This is a genomic window from Chitinophaga varians, assembly GCF_014529945.1.
Taxonomy (GTDB): Bacteria; Bacteroidota; Bacteroidia; order Chitinophagales; family Chitinophagaceae; genus Chitinophaga; species Chitinophaga varians.
On record NZ_JACVFB010000002.1, the window covers coordinates 169758 to 188476 of the forward strand.

The 18719-nt window shown below is 49.3% G+C and carries 11 protein-coding genes; 3 read left to right on the plus strand and 8 right to left on the minus strand.

Annotated elements, in window-relative coordinates; translation table 11 throughout:
* The first annotated feature begins 149 nt into the window (after positions 1-149).
* Together ICL55_RS08415 and ICL55_RS08420 are read left to right on the plus strand one after the other, a co-directional pair.
* Positions 150-833, plus strand: a complete 684-nt coding sequence (locus ICL55_RS08415; protein WP_078670142.1) for a response regulator transcription factor — start codon at positions 150-152, stop codon at positions 831-833.
* A 169-nt stretch (positions 834-1002) separates the two neighbouring features.
* Positions 1003-2061 carry a sensor histidine kinase gene (locus ICL55_RS08420; RefSeq protein WP_188096002.1) on the plus strand — a complete coding sequence of 353 codons (1059 nt, stop codon included), beginning with the start codon at positions 1003-1005 and terminating at the stop codon, positions 2059-2061.
* A 7-nt stretch (positions 2062-2068) separates the two neighbouring features.
* On the opposite strand, the gene ICL55_RS08425 is transcribed toward ICL55_RS08420, so the two are convergent.
* Entirely contained in the window at positions 2069-3397 is a 1329-nt protein-coding gene (locus ICL55_RS08425) for a porin (protein ID WP_246496202.1), read from the minus strand.
* 171 nt (positions 3398-3568) lie between these two features.
* Between ICL55_RS08425 and ICL55_RS08430 the strand changes: the two genes are divergently transcribed.
* Complete coding sequence (locus tag ICL55_RS08430; RefSeq protein WP_188096004.1) at positions 3569-4489, plus strand: helix-turn-helix transcriptional regulator; 921 nt, start codon at positions 3569-3571, stop codon at positions 4487-4489.
* Between the two features lie 72 nt (positions 4490-4561).
* Here the strand turns inward: ICL55_RS08430 and ICL55_RS08435 are convergent, their stop codons facing one another.
* From ICL55_RS08435 to ICL55_RS08465, 7 genes are all read right to left on the minus strand, one after another.
* The gene (locus tag ICL55_RS08435; protein ID WP_188096006.1) at positions 4562-6046 is read right to left on the minus strand and encodes an MBOAT family O-acyltransferase; all 1485 of its coding nucleotides are present in this window, start codon (positions 6044-6046) and stop codon (positions 4562-4564) included.
* On the minus strand, positions 6033-7313 hold the full coding sequence (locus tag ICL55_RS08440) for a GDSL-type esterase/lipase family protein (protein WP_188096008.1): 1281 nt from the start codon (positions 7311-7313) through the stop codon (positions 6033-6035). Before ICL55_RS08440 ends, ICL55_RS08435 begins: the two co-directional genes overlap by 14 nt.
* Positions 7285-8703 (minus strand): SGNH/GDSL hydrolase family protein, encoded by a 1419-nt coding sequence (locus ICL55_RS08445; RefSeq protein WP_188096010.1) that lies wholly within the window; start codon positions 8701-8703, stop codon positions 7285-7287. The genes ICL55_RS08440 and ICL55_RS08445 overlap by 29 nt, the downstream gene beginning before the upstream one ends.
* Before the next feature lie 22 nt (positions 8704-8725).
* Positions 8726-9304: a glucosaminidase domain-containing protein gene (locus ICL55_RS08450; protein ID WP_168871303.1), complete on the minus strand. Its 579-nt coding sequence runs from the start codon at positions 9302-9304 to the stop codon at positions 8726-8728.
* 278 nt (positions 9305-9582) lie between these two features.
* A complete protein-coding gene (gene aspS / locus ICL55_RS08455; RefSeq protein ID WP_188096012.1) occupies positions 9583-11331 on the minus strand; it encodes an aspartate--tRNA ligase in 1749 nt (582 codons plus the stop codon).
* A gap of 129 nt (positions 11332-11460) precedes the next feature.
* Complete coding sequence (locus tag ICL55_RS08460; RefSeq protein WP_188096014.1) at positions 11461-12519, minus strand: NAD(P)/FAD-dependent oxidoreductase; 1059 nt, start codon at positions 12517-12519, stop codon at positions 11461-11463.
* A 196-nt stretch (positions 12520-12715) separates the two neighbouring features.
* A complete protein-coding gene (locus ICL55_RS08465; RefSeq protein WP_188096016.1) occupies positions 12716-18691 on the minus strand; it encodes an alpha-2-macroglobulin family protein in 5976 nt (1991 codons plus the stop codon).
* Positions 18692-18719: the final 28 nt, after the last annotated feature.

Sequence of the window (18719 nt, forward strand, 5' to 3'; positions counted from 1 at the left end):
ATATCACAGCATAGGGGAATTCTGTGTAACTTGCTGTTTGTCACTCTGAATAAGAGTGGTATTGAATTAACAATTTCATAATGTTAATTTTCCATTAATCACGGAACCGGCTTTATAATTTTGTGCCGTCTTTTAAAAAGCAAATTTTTATGGTAGACCAAGCGGTTGCAGGAAAAATACTGGTAGTAGATGATGAGTTGGACATACTGGAGATTATCAGCTACAATCTCAAGACGGCAGGTTACGAAACCGTAACAGCCAAAGACGGCAGCGAGGCTATACAGAAAGCGAAAATATTCCGGCCGGACCTCATTATGCTCGATATCATGATGCCCAACAAAAACGGTATCGATACCTGTCGCGAACTTAGAAAAATCCCAGACTTCAAAGACACCATGGTGCTGTTCCTCACAGCCCTGAACGATGAAAAATCTGAAATTGACGGTTTAAACATGGGTGCCGACGACTACATCGCCAAGCCTATCAAACCTAAATTACTGGTAAGCCGTATCAATGCGCTGTTCCGTCGTCTGCACAAAGCAGAAGAAACAACCGTGCAACTGGGCGATCTCATTATTGACCGGGAGAAATTCACTGTTACCTATAAAGGCCAGGACATCATTCTTGCTAAAAAGGAATTTGAACTGTTGCAGTTGCTCGCCTCCAAACCAGGCCGTGTATTCCTTCGCAACGAAATTCTGAATCAGGTATGGGGCACGGAAGTAATCGTGGGCGACCGTACTATCGATGTGCATATCCGTAAAATACGGCAGAAAATAGGCATCGACCTGATCACCACTGTGAAAGGAGTAGGATATAAATTTGAAATGTAAGCAAGGAAAATCTCCTTCCCCCTGATTTATTACTGACGGAAACCACATTTCCTGCACCAGAACTATTGTTACCCGTTGATGTTTTTCGTTGACGGCGAATGGCTTTTTTATGGCGAGAAAGAAATTTAAAGTAATTTCCCATTATTATACTAATTACTCACTCTGGAGTATGTTTAAAGCTAAAAACCTGTCCCCGCAAAAACTGGCGGGGTTTACTGCCCTTATCCTGTCGGCCATCATAGCGCTGGGGAGCCTGCTGGTGGATGGTAACTGGCAAGTAATGCTGGGAGCCTTTGTCCTCACCTTCCTGGTGTCTTACTATCTTTATCTGTATACCCTGCAGAACTTCATCTACCGGAAAATCAAACTCATTTATAAGTTTATCTACCAGACAAAAGCTTCTAAAAGAGAAGAATTCTTCCAAAAAAATATCCTTCCCCTGAAAACCATCGAAGAAGTAAGTGAAGATGTGGAAAAATGGGCCAGCCAGAAAAAAGAAGAACTGGACAACCTGCGCCGCAACGAAGCTTTCCGCAAGGAATTCCTGCTTAATCTCTCCCATGAACTAAAAACGCCCATCTTCGCGGTGCAAGGATATATCCACACCCTGCTGGATGGCGCCCTGGAAGATCCTGCGGTGAATAAAATGTTCCTGAAAAACGCGACTAAAAATATTGACCGTCTTTGCCGCCTCATCGATGACCTCGATGAGATATCCAAACTGGAAAGCGGTGAGATGACCATCAACGCGGAAACCTTTGTGATCCAGGACCTGGTGAAAGACGTATTTGACACGCTCTCCCTGAAAGCCAATACCAAAGGCATCAAATTCAACATCAAAAAAGGTTGCGAAGCACCGATGCCGGTGGTAGCCGACAAAGAGAAAATCCGCCAGGTGCTCATCAATCTGGTCGACAACTCCATCAAATACGGCAAACCTGATGGCCATACAGTGGCCAGCATCTACAATATGGATGGCAAACGTGTGCTGGTAGAAATATCAGACGATGGTATCGGTATGGCGGAAGAACACCTGCCCCGTGTGTTTGAACGTTTCTATCGTACCGACCGTGCCCGCAGCCGCGACATCGGCGGTACCGGTCTGGGCCTCGCCATCGTGAAGCACATCGTGGAAGCCCACGATCAGTCCATCACCGTGCGCAGCAAACCGGAAATAGGCAGCACATTCGGCTTCACCATGGAAGCCGGTAAAGAATCAATGCTGTAAGCGGATACTAAAACCGGTATTGCATCCGGCAGGTAAGTACATTGTCTTTAATATCTGTGGTGTAGCCAGACAGACTGGTGCTTTCATTTTCCACCCAGTCATAATACACCATGAATTTCAGGTGTTCGTTGGCGTAGTATAAATATCCCAGTCCCAACGTATTATAGCGGATATCCGCTGCCGTGAGGTTGGAGCCGGGCGCGCCAATCTCTTTCCCACTCACGTCCCTGTTGGGATCATACCAATCATATTTCACAACGGCCTGATGTTTTTCACTGCCGAGGTTCTGAATAAAATACAGGTAAGCACCGTCAAAGTTTCTGATATACAATGGCAGCTTACGTCCCTGCGCGTCCACCGGAATGACACCAGGCGTTTCAGTAGTGCCTGCTGTAGCGGTTTGTGAGCCGCGAATATATTCCGCCCGGAATTGGGTATATCCTCTTTTAGGCCCGTTAGGAATTCTCAGTTGCACATCTGCGCCGTAATAGTGACGGGGCGCAATCCGGCCCACATTCAGGGCATTGGAGTCCAGTACAAATGCCTTCTGCCCGTTTACAGTATTCATCCGGTAAATGGAAGGAGTGAATTGTTGCATGCCACCATACAAGACAGACACACCTCCCGACAATATCCATTTGTTGCCTTTGAAGCGGTAAGGCTTCCAGGCAATGCGGGCGATAAGATCCTTATGACTGTCAAAATCTGAGGTAGCGGTAAGACCCTGTCCATTGAACAAGCCCACGTCCACTTTCAGGTATCGCAGGGGATGATCTTTGCGGCGGGGCTCAAAGGACACCATGGCGCCCAGGTCTCGCTCCGTTTTCATCAGGATCTGCGACATTCTTCCACGCTCCGGCGTTTCACGGTCTGCCGATGAAAGGTTCACTTCATATCCGAAAGGCCGCGCAAACATACCACCGACCAACGAAAAGAGATTGAACTTTGTATCAAATACCCGCCCGTAAAAATCGCGGATAAATACGCCCCGCTCGGACCCGTCAAACTGAAATGCGAACTGCACCACCGGCATATCCTCATGGTTATAACGCTCATAGTCGACCCGAATGCGGCCACGGCGCAGTGAAAACCGGTTATTGACAGCATCGGGGAAGTCGCCGCCGGCATAGCTGCTGATACCTTTGGACTGCGCCAGCTGGAACTGCGGCTGAATATAGCCACTGAAGCGCAATGCGTCGTATTTGTGGTACATGGAGATCATGCCTTTTCCCAGCTCAGTGGTGGTATCGATCATATCCATGAGGAACTGTGCCTTTACGGACGTAAAGGACGTCAACAGCACTGCCATCAGCAGCAAAGATCTGAACAGTCGCATCTGCGCAAAAAATTTGCGCAAAAGTAGGATTTTCAGGGAGATATTTACAGTGAGCCTGTCCGAAACAGGTCTTCCGGTTAGCTCCTGCCCGGTTAATCCCTCGTTAATCCGCTATGCTCCCGATCGTAAACCGGGGCCAAAAAGCTAAATTGATGATGGATTATGTTACTTATGAAAACAACTACCCGGGAACACTGGGAATGGAAAGTCCAACTGGCCATTGCCTACGCCCACAACAATTCCCTCATAGACATCAGTTTAAAAGCGGTGGCGGATATGCTGTCCGTATCCAAAGACATTTTTTCGCATAAATTCGCCTCCCTGAAGGGCGAACCATACGCCAGATATGTGAAACGTACCCGCCTGGAGGCCGGCGTAGGATACCTTCGCCACAGCAACTTTTCCATCCATGAAATCAGTGAAAAATGCCGATACTCCGGCGAATCCTTTGCGAAAGCTATCAGAGGCTGGTTTAACACCAGCCCTACCGGGCTCCGGAACCAGGATTACATGCCGGCGGAAAAGCACACACTGGAACAAACCCGGATTGCCACCGCTTCTCAACAGGACTTCCCGGAATATTTCAACATGGAGAACACGGTTGACTGCAGATTGCCCGGCTGTACGCTTTACTACAACATCCTGCCCAGCGGCAACGACCCGGTAAAAGGCATGGTGGCCTCGATGGCCCGCTATTCCCGGCAGCTTCGTGATCTGACCACCGAACTGGCCATGGAAGATGCCCGCATTATTACCGGAACACTCGATGTAGTCCCTGTTACCACCTACGATCGTATGATGATGTACGTCGGCCTGCTATTGCCTAACACACCTGCCAACACCATGGCACATTATCAGCTGATTACCAAATATCAGGAATCATATCGGCTGGTAGACCGGCAAATCGAGGAAGGACATTATAAAAAACTGAAAGTCCCGCTCAGTTTTGCTGATGCAGGACTTCCCATGTATAAATTCATTAACGCCAATTGTCGGGTAGGACACTTTTATATGCGGACCAACCACTTCTTTATTTCTCTGCCGGAACCAAGCGTGTCGGAGATCTACATCCCCTGGCAGAAAAGCATTTAGTCATTTGAGTATTGGGATATTTGATCATTAAAACAAGCCAAGACTTCCTTTAAAGAATCAAATGACTAAATACTAAAATTGGAAATAAATCGGAATCATTGGTTGCGTGCTCTTCACCTGCACCAGCAACCAGATGAATATAACCATCACGGCTATACTACCTACTAACGGCATACGACCCAGTACTCCGGCCATCCGCAGTTCTGCTTTGGCTGGCATAAAGTGCAGCACAAAACCCAGCAACATCACCCAGAACACCGCTGTATAACCGGTATACAGCTCCATCAGGATACCTGGCTGGAAGTCATACGCAATCTGATGTATGAGTGACCACGCATCGTGGAATGTGGCTGCTTTAAAGAATATCCAGCAGAAACAAACGAAGTGGAAAGTCAGCAGGATACCGCCCACTTTCAGCAGGCTGGCTTTCAGGCCGGTCATTTCTGTTTTCCGTTTTTTCTGACTGTCTATACGCACCTTGTCTATTGCCAGGGCCGCTCCGTGCATACCTCCCCAGAAAATAAAATTCCAGCTCGCGCCATGCCAGAAACCACCGATCAGCATGGTCAGTGCCAGATTGATATACTGACGCACCTTGCCTTTGCGGTTACCGCCCAGCGGGATGTACAGATAGTCACGCAGCCAGCTGGACAGGGAAATGTGCCAGCGGCGCCAGAATTCTGTAATAGAGGAACTCTGGTAAGGCGAATCGAAGTTAGGCGGAATCCTGAATCCGGTCCATCGCGCGATACCGATCGCCATATCTGAATATCCGGAGAAATCGCAGTAGATCACCAACGCATAGCCATACACGCCCAGGAGGCATTCCAGCCCGGTGTGTTTGCTGGGATCATCAAAAATATACTGAACGAAATTCTGATAGATAAAGTCGGAGATTACGATCTTTTTAAACAACCCACCCACAATCAGGGCCATGCCTTTACCGATATCTTCTCCGTTCAACCGGTATGGCTGATGGATTTGCGGGATAAAATCAGCTGCACGTACGATAGGGCCCATCATCAGTTTCGGGAAGAAAGAGAGGAAGAACAGGTAATCCATGAAACGGTTCACCGGCTTGATTTCTCCGCGGTACACGTCAATGGTATAGCTAAGGTTCTCAAAAGTATAAAACGAAATACCGATTGGCAGCAGCAGGTGCAGCGGGGTGATATGCCCGTTGGTCACATCATTGATGATGCCGATAAAGAAGTCGGTGTATTTGAAATAGAACAGCAGCCCGATGTTCAGGATGATACTAAAGACCAGCAGTGATTTTTTGACCTGTTGACTCGTCGTATGGTAAATCCATCGCGACAGGTTAAAGTCCACGATGGCCGACAGGACGACCAGGCCCACATAAAAACCACAGGCTTTGTAAAAGAAGTAAAGGGAGAAGAGGGTGTACACCCATACCCTGCCTTGTTGACTACGGCTTACAGCGAGGTAGCACAACAGAAAGACAGCAAAAAAATAGAAGAAGAAGGCACTGTTAAACAGCACCGGGTCTGATGGATTGTACAGCAGCTGGGCAAGCAGCTTATTAACGTCGATCATCCGAGTTGACTGGGTTTTTCTTTTTTACCTGTAAATATTGATTGTAGGACTGTTGCAGCGCTTCAAACAGCAACTGTCCCTGTAACTGGTATCCTTTTGTACTAAAGTGAATGTGGTCCGGGGCCCACCCACCTGCAAACCGGCTGGCTTGCTCCTTGTTTACCGCGTTGAAATTCCAACAGGCAATACCGTGTTGTCTGGCATATCCTGTAATCTGTTGCGTTGCCATGGCAATGTAAGGATTGGGATAATACGAGGTGGTATAGTAGGTGCGATATTTTTTCTTGCCTATTTTTTTGCGGACGGCTTTTTTTACGGCCCTCATACAGTCGGGCGGCGTAGTCAGCAGGATGCTGGCGGCGGGCGCCTGTTGCTTTATGAGCTGTACTGTTTTGTCTATTTCCTCGCGGAAGGCCAGCGGATCAAAACGGCCATAGGCTTCGTTGGTGCCCAGGGAGATGATCACCAGTCGTGGATGGAATACTGCCATTTGCGCCAGCAGAATGCTGCTGAGGTCATTATACTGCTGATACATGGCCCCGTTGATGCCTACACTGTGATACAATACGCCATTGCGGCCGTTTTGTAACACAGCGCCATAGAAACGGAAGGGCAGGTTATTGGAATTCTCCCAGCGTACCTGGAAGGTTTGGGAAGTCTGCAGGAAATCGAGGGTCGCCATTTTGATGGTCGGCGTACCGGGAAACGGTGTGCCCGTTACCGTTATCTGTGCGGCGTCGGGGCTATAGATAGTATTATCGTCGGTGGCAGCGTCGTAGAACAGTTGCACTTTCCGGAAGTTGTTGTCCATAGTGCCGTCCTGCTTACCAGCGAAAGAGAGCGCCGGGGATTGTACCAGTGTCTGGATGGCGATAGCGCCGGGACCGAGCACTGGTGGCTTGTAGCGGTCTATCACCCTTTCCATGGTCCAGCGGACGGTGCTGTTCCACCGATAGTCTTCCGGGCCATTGGTACCTGCTACGTTGTATGGAAAAACATATCCCCTGCCAGCGTAGCCAAACTGCTGTTGCAGCAGGGCTGCGGTAGCCAGGGGGAAATAGCCGGCCTGTACATGGGAGTCTCCGAGGTGAAGTATAGATACCACATTACTGTCTGTATGGTACAGCGATTCAAACGCGCGATACAGGGCCGTGTCCTGTTGGATCACGTTAGCCTGCGGTTGCGCATAAGTTGTAAATGTGGTGAGCAACAGTATTATTACTGCTGCTATACTTTTTCTACGGTTGTTCTCCCTGCCTGTAATCATTCATAATAGCTTTATACAGCAGCGCCCCCACTTTGGCCGCTCCCTGTCGGTTAAGGTGTGTATAGTCTTTATTGGCCAGCACGGTATCTCCTTCTACCCATTTCACCATGGATCCGGAGCCTCCCATGTTGGCGTAGAGGTTCCAGTAGGCAGTGCCGTAGGTAGTAGCCAGGTCGTGCTGTACTTTCAGCAAGGCTTCTACGCCCGGAGCGGTAATATAGCGGTCTCCTTTTCTGTAGGATTTGTCGGCCGTACCTACGATCAGGAAAGAAGTTCCCGGCAGGTCTTTACGCAGCGAGTCCACTACTTTTTTCATGGGTCTTTCGTACCAGCTGTAGTCCGTCAGTTCGGGGCGGAACAGTACATTGGCGCCGTAATGGAGCACTACGAGATCGTAGGGGCGTTCCTGTTGCATACGACGGACCATATCGGCAGACAGGTGTCCGAGTTCCACGCCGCTGATACCGCGGAAGGAGAAGTTGTCCACATATACGCCGTTGTCTGTTTCAAAGCAAACGCCATAGAACGGGGCAGTAGCGCCGCCGCCGTATTTGATGGTGATGGTGCCCGCACCGGTATCCTGGCGGAAATCCAGTTTATTCACCTGTGCATTGCCGGAGAGGGTGTAAGGTTTTTCATTGATGTTCACCGTAGTAGCTTCGGCCGGGCCATACAGCAGGGATACCTCGTCGAATTTGTCGAGGCGCGGCTTTTTAACCGGCGTATATTTTATCCAGCTGTCGCCGCCCGGGTAAAAGGTGTGTCCGGACAGGCCGAGTACGATATTGGAAGGAGGTGAATTTTTATAGTGGTAATCTTTCCAGTCACGCGAGAAGGTATGCGTGATGGTAGTGCGGTAGCTGGCCACCACCGAGGTGATGGGCACAAATCCTACCCCGGCGCCACCGAAGAAGGTCTGCAGGCTGTCGCGCAGGTCGGAGGTGATAAGATCGCCTTCGATCATGGAGTCTCCGAAATAGGCGATACGTACTTTTTTACGTTTACCGGATTTCAGTTCTTTCAGTGCAGCCATGAAGCGGTCCAATCCGGCGTTGCTGTCACTGGTTTCTACCGAGGCATAGTTGAGGATGCCTTTGTATGACATAAAATCATACACTGCATCCGGGTTGATAACGGTGCCTCCGGGTGTTTTCCCGGCCGCCGCTGCTGTAGAGTCAGCATGAGAACGCTTACTGCCGTCTTTCGCGGCAGTAAGCGTTCCTTTATCTTTTTCCGTTCCGGATGTCCGTAGTTCAGACAACATGTCCAGCCGACGGAATTGAAAATCTTTAAATGAAAAACTAAAGTTGAGCTGGGAGAGTATCACCAGGCACACCAATGATCCTACGATAATAAAAAATGGGTAGGCAGACTTGTTTTCGCCAGACATATTTTCGAGTCGATTAGCACACTCACTGGTCGTCGGTTGCTGGCGGCATGCCTACGGTTAACCAGGAAGAGCTCCGTGCCACGCTATCCATTCCTTCGTCCAGTTTATATAGTTTGTAACGGTTAATAATGGCAGTTACTCTTTTGATCCATTCATGGCCAGCAGAGGAATAGCCGCTGTGATTCATATGTTTGAGCCATACTGCGAATTCGGGGTTACCTTTCAGTTGGCTGAACCATTTCTTTCTGGCAAGCACTTCCACGAAATGTTCGTAGGAGGCTACGGCAGAAGCGTATTGCTTATACCGGGATTTTGTGCCTGGGGCTGTTTTTGACAGATTGTTTTTTCCGACAATACCAAAGTGGTTGTTAAGCAATTTGGCATTTCTGCTGGTACCTGTACCGGATTCCAGCATGGCTACCCCCAGGATAACGCTGGCCGGAACGCCGGTTTCCTGCATGAGTTCCACAGATACCGGTTTAAATTTCTTTAGATAATTACTCGTGGACTGTTGAGCATACCCAACATTGCTGAGCATCAGCAATAAAAGCACCGCACATACCCATACTGACCGTTTGATGTAGGTTGTTACCTTTCTCATAGGAGTAGTCTTTGTTACAGGTGAAAGATTGTTGTTTGTTTTCAGCATCATTACTTACCTCACATATCAACGATGATCACACATCACACCGCAATATTACTTTAAAAAATTAAATAATACGTTCTTTCTCTTCTAACCTTATCTTCGTCGTTAATTTCTTGTTAAAAAAATTGTTCCTCTATTTAGCATCAATCCCCTTTGATGCGGCAAAAACGCCATATCAAAGGGGATTTTTTCGCTTCAAAGCTGCCTATTGAGCAAAGATTGTGCCGGCAATCCTATTTTACCAGACTGATCTTTAATTCATCAAGCTGGGCTTGACTTATCTCGGCCGGAGCGTCCATCATGACATCGCGTCCGTGATTGTTTTTCGGGAAAGCGATGAAGTCGCGGATACTTTCACTACCGCCCAAAAGCGAGCACAAGCGATCAAATCCGAAAGCGATACCACCATGTGGCGGCGCGCCATATTCAAAAGCTCCCAGCAGGAAGCCAAATTTACGTTCTGCTTCTTCAGGTGACATACCCAGCGCTGCGAACATTTTCTGTTGCAGGTCACGCTGGAATATACGGATAGAGCCTCCCCCTACTTCAGTGCCATTCAATACGATATCGTATGCATTTGCCTTGATGTTGGCGTATTGGGACATATCGTCCATGAGGGCAATATGTTCCGGCTTGGGCGCGGTGAACGGATGGTGACGTGCCACCCAGCGATTTTCCTCTTCTGCGTATTCAAACAGCGGGAAATCTATCACCCACAACGGCTTATACTCGTTTTTATTGCGGAAGCCCAGGCGCTCGCCCATTTCCAGACGCAGCTCACTCATGGCTTTACGGGTACGCTCTTCCCTGCCGGCCAGCACCAGGATAAGATCTCCCGGTTTCGCCTGACATTTTTGCGCCCACAGCTGCAGTTGCTGTTCATCAAAAAACTTATCAACCGAGCTCTTCAGCGTACCGTCGGTATTGTATTTAACATAGATGAGACCGCTCATACCGATCTGGGGTCTTTTCACCCATTCTGTCAGTTCATCGAGCTGCTTGCGGGTGTATTCGGAGCAACCGGGCGCTGCAATAGCTACCACGAGTTCTGCTTCGTCGAATACTTTAAAGCCTTTCTGTTTTACGGTATCATTGAGGTTGGCCAGCTTCATCTCGAAGCGGATATCCGGTTTATCATTGCCATAATACTCCATGGCATCATCCCATGTCATACGCGGAAAATCGCCTTCCAGCTCAATGCCTTTTACTTCTTTGAAGATATATTTGGTCATACCTTCAAAAATATTCAGTACATCTTCCTGTTCTACAAAGCTCATTTCACAGTCGATCTGGGTAAACTCCGGCTGGCGGTCAGCCCGGAGGTCTTCATCGCGGAAACATTTTACGATCTGGTAGTATCGATCATAACCACTCACCATCAACAATTGTTTAAATGTTTGCGGTGATTGGGGCAAACCATAGAACTGGTTAGGGTTCATACGGCTGGGCACCACGAAATCGCGGGCGCCTTCCGGTGTGGAGTTGATCAGGAAAGGTGTTTCAATATCGATGAAGTTCCTGGTATGCAGGTAGTTACGCGCAGCGCGGCCTACTGCATAACGCAGTTCCAGATTTTGTTTTACCGCATTACGGCGGAGGTCGAGATAGCGGTATTTCATGCGCAGCTCATCTCCCCCGTCGGTATCGTCAGTAATAGTAAAAGGCGGTGTTTTAGCCGCATTCAGGATTTTATATTCACTCACCGTGATTTCAATATCTCCGGTGGGGATATTTTTATTTTTGCTGGTACGCTCCGTCACTGTGCCAGTTACCTGTACAACGAATTCACGGCCTAACGGCTGTGCATCCAGTTTGTCATTCAGGCTTTCGTTGAATAACAGCTGAGTGATACCATAACGGTCCCGCAGATCAAAAAAGTTGATGCTGCCAAATTTTCTGACTGTCTGTATCCATCCCGCCAGCGTCACCTCCTGGCCTACCTGCTCCATTCTTAACTCCCCGCAAGTGTGCGTCCTGTACATGCGTAAAAAATTGTTTTTTAATGTTTTATGGTTGAATCCCCGGATGTGCTGCCAGCTGTTCCGAGACCACTGTTCAGTTGTTCAGCCATACCTGTAAGGGGGGCAAAGATACGGCATGATATGGGCATTTTACCCCCTGCCCGTGTTAAAATATCTATTTATATCTACTTCCGGCATCAGTAGGGCATTTCCAGCCAATACTTCCGTAAAATGCGCTGCCATAAAGGGTGCCAGCGAACAACCTTTGGTACCCAGTCCGTTAAAGATACCCACAGCGGGCATTTCCGGATGCAGCCCTATCATAGGCCGGCGATCGTTACCGGACGGGCGCACCGCCGCCAGCTGATACTCCACGCTATAAGGCACTTTCAGCAACTGCTGCAGACTCTTCTCCAGTACCTCCCGCTGTTTACCGGTCGGCAGATCATCGGTATAGTCCCATACAAAAGAAGACCCTGCCCAAAACAACTCCGGCCCATATGGCACCAACGTAATACTCTTCTTGATGATATCTTCCGTATGCAGGCCAGGCACCCTCACCCACAACACTTCCCCCTTGTTGGGCAGAAACGTCAGCCGCTCAAACCATGGATTTCGGGCGGTAGCCACCCCGTCACAGAAAATGATCTTCCTGGCAGTAATGTCTCCGTAACGTACGCCCGTCGCCGTTATTTCCAATTCAGGAAGGTTCAGATGAGCTTCCTGTAAAGCACCCATATTGTTCAGAAACTGCCGCCAGGCGGGGAGCAATACCCTCAGATTCACCCTAGCTCCCTTCACGATCGCCGCTCCATAAGGCTGGTCCAATATACCCTCATACTCCATCTTTTCCGGCAGCTGCGTATATGGACCGCCGGCAGCCTTTTTCATAAAGGCATCATACAACTGCTGCGAAGGGAACACATTCCAGAGGCGCCGCTCCGTCAATACCTGTACCTGCAACAGCTCCGACATCCGGTGGTACGCGTCCCGGGCAAACGGATAGATGGTATCATACATCCATGCCGGTTCAAACCGCCGGCCGGACACCGGATTTATAATACCCGCCGCCACCCGCGACGCACTGTTGGATTTTGCATCATCTATCACCAGCACCTTTTTACCTGCCTGCCATAACGACCAGCTCAGCATGGTGCCGGCAATCCCCTGTCCTACTATGATATAATCTACCCTTGTCATACTGTTCATCTGAAGATGTAAAAATAGGGTATAAAAATGGGGCCGGGATATAGAAGGCCGGGAAGCAGGGGAAATCAACCCATAAATCCATATAGCCAGGGCTAAAGTACCGGGCTAAGATGTCAATGCATTTTCGAAGCGGAGGGTTTCAAAAAAAATGGGCTGACCAAAAGGCCAGCCCATTGACAGAAAATATTTCCAGTGGTTATTCCACTACTTTCACATTGATGCCTTCGCTATGAGCGCTGAACTCCGGTGCATACATGCACTGTGCGGTGCTGATGCCGTTGGAGAACTTACCCTGATGCGTTACAAACAAGGCATATTCAAACACATAAGTACCTTTTGGCAGATAACTAAAGAAGAAATCCGTGGAGGCATCTTTAGTGCTTTCATAGTAGCTGAGGCCACCCTGCCATTTGGAACCGCTCAATACATTCTGTGGCTCAAAGCAGGCTGCCCGCATGTCTTTGAGGTGGATGTATTCCATGGTCCTGTCGGCACGCAGCACAATCCGCACTTTTACTTTGTCACCTACTTTCAGCTCGTTGCCATCGGTGATTTTAGTCAGCACGGGACCTTTATCGGAATTGACTTCTTTATACAATTCTTTTTCCAATACCAGCGGCGTTTTAGCGGGAGTGATTTTATCCAGCTCTTCAAAATACTGCCAGTATATGGCGCCCCAGGAAGGCTGTCCCTTGCTGTCTTTCACCGTTACCTGGATATTACCCATGTCCGCTTTTACCGCTTTCGCTTCTATCTGCTGTTTGAAGTAACCGGTACCTGCTTCAGTAGTATGTTGTTTGCTGCTGATGGTTTCCTGCCCCAGCTGAATGTCTACGTCCGGGCTGGCAGTAAGCCAGTTGCTGCCCTGCAGCAGCATCGCGTAACATGCGTCAGCGGTGGATTTGGTAGTGCTCCAGTTGTTGGTCTGTTTGTTTTTCAGCAACCAGGTTTTCATATCTGCCACAGCGGCGTCGTCTTTACCGGCCACCTGGAAGGTTTCTATCAACAGCGCCTGCGTTTCTATAGGCGCCTGATGCCAGCTATAACCGGCTACTACATCTTTCCAGTACATGCCCATTTCCGGATGATTGATCGCATTTTCCTTCAGTGATTTCAGGATAGCGGCCGGTGTGGCTTTATCGCCTTTTTTGAACTGGCTCAGGGCGATCATGCCTTGTGCATAGCGGCCCATTTTAGTCCAGTATTGCTGCTGTTGGGCTGCATAAAAATCAAAGGACGGCTGCATGTCTTTAGGCACCGGACGACCAAAGAAGCTGCGGGCATACAGGTATTGCACCTGCATCTCATCGATCTGTTGTTTTTTCAGATCTGCTTTATTTTTGATCAGTTGGTGGTAATCCTTGTCCAGCTGTTTGTCCAGATACATCATGGCTTTATTAGCGATGCTGGCGGCTACCGGATCGTCAGCACCTGTCAGCTGTTGCAGGTGACCGATACCTGCGAGGATATACTGTGTGATATAACGATCGGCCCACATACCGTTGAACCAGGCGAAGGAGCCATCCGGTTGTTGTCTGGCAGCCAGTTGATTCAAAGCCGTTTTTCTTTCTTTCTGCATGCGTTGCAGATCGAACAGCAGTGCGATATTTTTCTTTTGCTGTGCTTCGTTCTTCGCTTCCAACACCCATGGTGTCTGTTGCAGCAGTACGGATTTCAGCTCTTCATTTTTTTGCAGATTGCTCAACAGGGCCGCGGTATCCGTGGTTTTCCATCTGTCAAAAACCTGCTGAATGCCGGGAACCGTTTTGGCAATATGGGTAGCCAATGCATTGGCATAGTAGCGGTTAAACACCTGCTCTGAACAATCGTACGGATATTCCATCAGGTACGGTAACGCCTGTACGGCATACCATGCCGGATTGCTGGTGTATTCCACTGTAATGCCCTGCTGGCGGAGCGTGGAAGAAGCGCCGGATTGCAGCAGCTTATCAAATTTAAAGGTGTGCTTACCATCTCCGCGTACCGGCAGCGGCAACGCTTCTGTCACCAGCATGGAGTTGGTCAGCACCGGCAGCGCGTTTTCTTCGCCATCGCTGAAGTTGTTTGCTTTGGCAGTCACGCGGTACAGCAACGCGCTGGTGAAGTTGTGTGGCACCTGCAGCTGGAAAGCTACTACGGTACTTTGACCGGCTTTAGCGGTAAAATGCTGTACCGGGAAAACGTTCTGGAACCAGCCATCTACCGGCTGCATCGTAGCAGCGTCCAGCAGTTCCAGCTGCGCCTGCCCGATCATTTGTGTGTCGGTCAGATTGCTCACTTTAGCGGTAAAGTCGATTTTATCGCCCGCTCTTACAAACCGGGGCGCGTTAGGCACCACCATCAGCTGTTTCTGGGTAACGATGCTGGCGCTGATGCTACCCAAAGCAGCTTGTTGAGTATGTGCCAGTCCCTGGAAGTTCCATTTGGTGAGAGCTTCCGGCATGGTGAATTCAAAAGAGAGTCTACCATCTTTGTCGGTGCGCAGTTCCGGCAGGAAGAACGCTGTCTCCTGGAAGTTTTTGCGCACCGGGACATTGCCGGTGTTTTGCGGAGCTTCGGGAATTAATACGTCCCCTACTGCATTACTATCTGCTTCCTTAGCGGCATCATAAGCCTGATCCTTACTCCTCACTCTTCTCTCCAGGGCGGCCGGTGCAGGTGCAGCCATAGCCATCACCACACCAGCATTACCAGCGCGGGCACCATACAGTTTATTGTACACATTACCCATACCCCAACCGAAGAAGTTCAGTACATCGTAACCTTTGTCGTCGACAGCTACCCCTTGTTTATCTGTTTCAAAATAGTATTGAGATGTCACCATTCCGAAGTTGTCGTGCGCACTGTACACCGGACGACCATTTGATGAGATATCAGGATAGATACCCGGTTTTGTCCATTGGTGTGGAGCGAAAGCATCCAGTGATGCATCGTACATCGAAGCGAGCATTTCTGCGGCAGCTTTTTCACCTTTGTAACCGGTTATCTCCACGCTCCATTTTTCTTTTTCTCCCGGCTGCAGTTTATCGCGGTGGGTACCTATTTTGATGCTCAGGTCTTTATTGTCCCAGGGTACCTGAATGGTGTGCTGCGTAGCGAATACACGGTTGTCTTTTACGAAGATGTAGTACAGCGCCACACCACCTCTTTCTTCTTCCGTGATATTATAATTGTATTGTTTAACCCCGTCCAGTGCGATGTTTGACAGCTGTTGGGCCTGGTTCACCCGACCGAGGGTTTGCAGGATGTTCAGGTCTTTCGCAGCAGTTCCCAACACAACGCTGGCTTTTTTGCCTGGTTCGGAACGTTCTTCCGGCTGGTAACTCCACAGGTAAGCCGGAGCGGCCAGTGTTTTGGCGTTTATGTCCACCAGTTCAAACACCGCCTTTTGTACTACAGGCTGTCCGTTTTTATCGTTAGCGCTAACCACCAGTTCATAGTAGCCTGGTATCAGTTTTTTAGCATCTATGGCAACGTCGCCGGCAGCGGTGCTGGTAAACTGCTGTTCCCATACGGCGGATTTACGGGGCCATTTGGCCTGTTCATCTTCATCATGGTAGATATCCAGCGGAAAATCTTTGATATACGCCGCTTCAGTGATCACAAACTGGTCTGCCTGTTCCCAGTAACGGGGGCGTAACAGACGTTTGTTCGGCACCAGTGGCTGCACCGCTACTTTAACGGAGGCCTGTTCGAAAGCGCCGTTCAGGTTGCGGGTGAAGACGTGTACATTTTTCAGGGCAGCCGCTTCTAATCGTTCCGGTATCTGTACACTGATTTCCATTGCCTGATAACCGGCGTTGACAGATTGCGACGCACTGCGGGTTTCGCCATTCAGGTCCGTCACATCAGCAGATACCACATAGGTGAAGATCGGCTTCTGATCGGGAGATACGGTCTTATCCGGCAGAGCAGGGAAGCTCACCTTAAAATGTCCGTTTTCATCCGTGGTGGTTTCACCATGGGCTATTTCGCGGGAAGCGCCGATGGGCAGATACCCTCTAAACATCCATGGATAAGGGAAACGGGTCCTTCTTTCCACCCGGTATTTTACGGTAGCGCCGTTGATGTTATTACCGGCATAGGCTAACGCTTTACCTTCTGTGGTAACGGTTTCCCCTAAACGATAACTGGCTTTGACGGTATCAAATTCCACATAGAATTTCGGGCGTTTATATTCCTCTACCCGGAAAGTTTGTCCACCGTAGTTTTTAACGTCCCGCATGGAGTAAACGCCATTCAGGCGGCCTTCCGGCAGTACGAATTTGCCGGAGAAAGAACCGAATTCATTGGATGTTACCACAATGGAATCTACTTTCTCACTGTTGGCATCATATAAAACGAAGGTGCTTCTCAGGCCTTTCACCACATTGCTGGTATTCTTACCGGCTTCCTGCTCTACAGCGATTCCTTTAAAATAGAGTGTCTGACCGGGGCGGTAGATGCTTCTGTCTGTGAACAGGAAGATCTGTGGTTTGGCCTTCACACTACCTTCCTGTCCATAGTTGTACAGGTATTTGTAGTCGTCCAGGAACAGTACGTCGCCCTGCCGTTCCCATTTGAGTCGTACGGAGCCGTTGTTGGTGTTTTTCAGGTTCACTTCAGCAGCGCCATTGCTACCGGTTACGGTAGACATTAACTGAATCCATTTCTGTTTTCCTTCATTATACTGTTCGCCGAAGACGGTCACTTTGGTGCCAGGCAATGGTTTGCCGGTACTGCGGTCCAGGGCTATAAACTGTGTATTTTTTTCCAGGTAGCTGATATTGGACACCCAGGTAAATTGCAGGGCCATGGGGTTTTCTTTCAGATCGAATCCGGGATTGATGCTGGCGAGAATGATGTATTGGCCCAGTGGCAGTGCATCGATCTTTATTTCTGCAGCATGGCGATTGTAATCTTTCGGGTCTGGCAGTGATTGTTCCCAGGCTTTCACCGGCTTTTTGTCGACCAGCAGTTTCCAGTACTTGTTCTGGCGGTCACTATAATCGTTCTGTGCCTGCCGGAGGGAAGCGGTAAAAGCTTCATCCACCGCTACTACACGCAGGTATATTTTATTTGTGTTTTTATACTTCACCAGTGTGCGGAAAGGCAGAGACGGTATATTTACCTTTTCCGTCACGAGTTCAAGCACCTGTGCGTTGATTTCTCTCAGCAGGTTGGAGCAATCGGCCGCACCGCGTGTGCCGGGGCCTTTTGCGATAGCCTGTTCACATATTTCTTTGGCTTTTTTCAGGTTGGCAGTGCTGTCGGCTTTGCCATACAACGCGTTACCGATGTAAGTGTTTGCCAGGAGGGCCAGTACGCCGGTCACTTCTTTTTCACCGTTATATGCCGATGTCATCTGTTCCAGCGCTTTGCGGTATTGCTGTGCTTTGTCTTCTGACACAGCGATCTGCTCCATATATTGAACTCTTTCGAGGTCCACATCGAGCAGGGCCGGCTTATCATTTTCGTGCAGGCGTACCAGTTGTTGCAGCAGCAGGATGGCCTGATATTGCAGGGAACCTTTGTCGGTCGTTACAAATTCATGCCGGGCGAAAGTAGCAGCCGGTGCGAAGGCGGCCGGGTCATCCAGTTCAAACTGGTTCACCGGTTTGGTGAGGGTATTTTCGCCGGATTTAAAATAATCCAGTGCACGGTGGGCCAGCAGGTCGAACAGTACAGGGCGGAGCCGGCGGGTATCTTTGCCTTTGATCAGGATGGGATCAAATTCTCCGACGGATGTTTTTTCCAGGATGGCTTTGTCGGCCACGGAAGCCTGGTAGGCAGCAGCAATCTGGCTGTGGAGGTAGTCCTGTGTCCAGGAGGTGATGTCTGTGCCGCCTTTCTCTTCTGCAATGGCGGTGCGGTTATAGAACCGGTACCGGTTATTGCGGAGATAGTTCAGCAGCACTTCGCCTTTGATACTTTGCAGGACGGCCTGTTGAGCGCCTTTGGCGGCAGCAATTTTCTGGTTAAGTTTTTCCAGATTTTGCTGGACACTGCTGTCACTCAGCTGGTCCGTGTATTTCATCTGATAGATGAGGGCTTTGATTTGCTGGGCGGGCAGGTTGTCTTTCACAGCCCGGGCATAGATCTGGTCTACTTCTTCCAGTGCGGATTTCGGCAGACCCTTCTCGTCGAGGGCAGTCACTTTCTTCCAGGAATTGTCATAATAGGTCTGAGCCATCACGCAGTTGGTTAAGAATAAAACAATG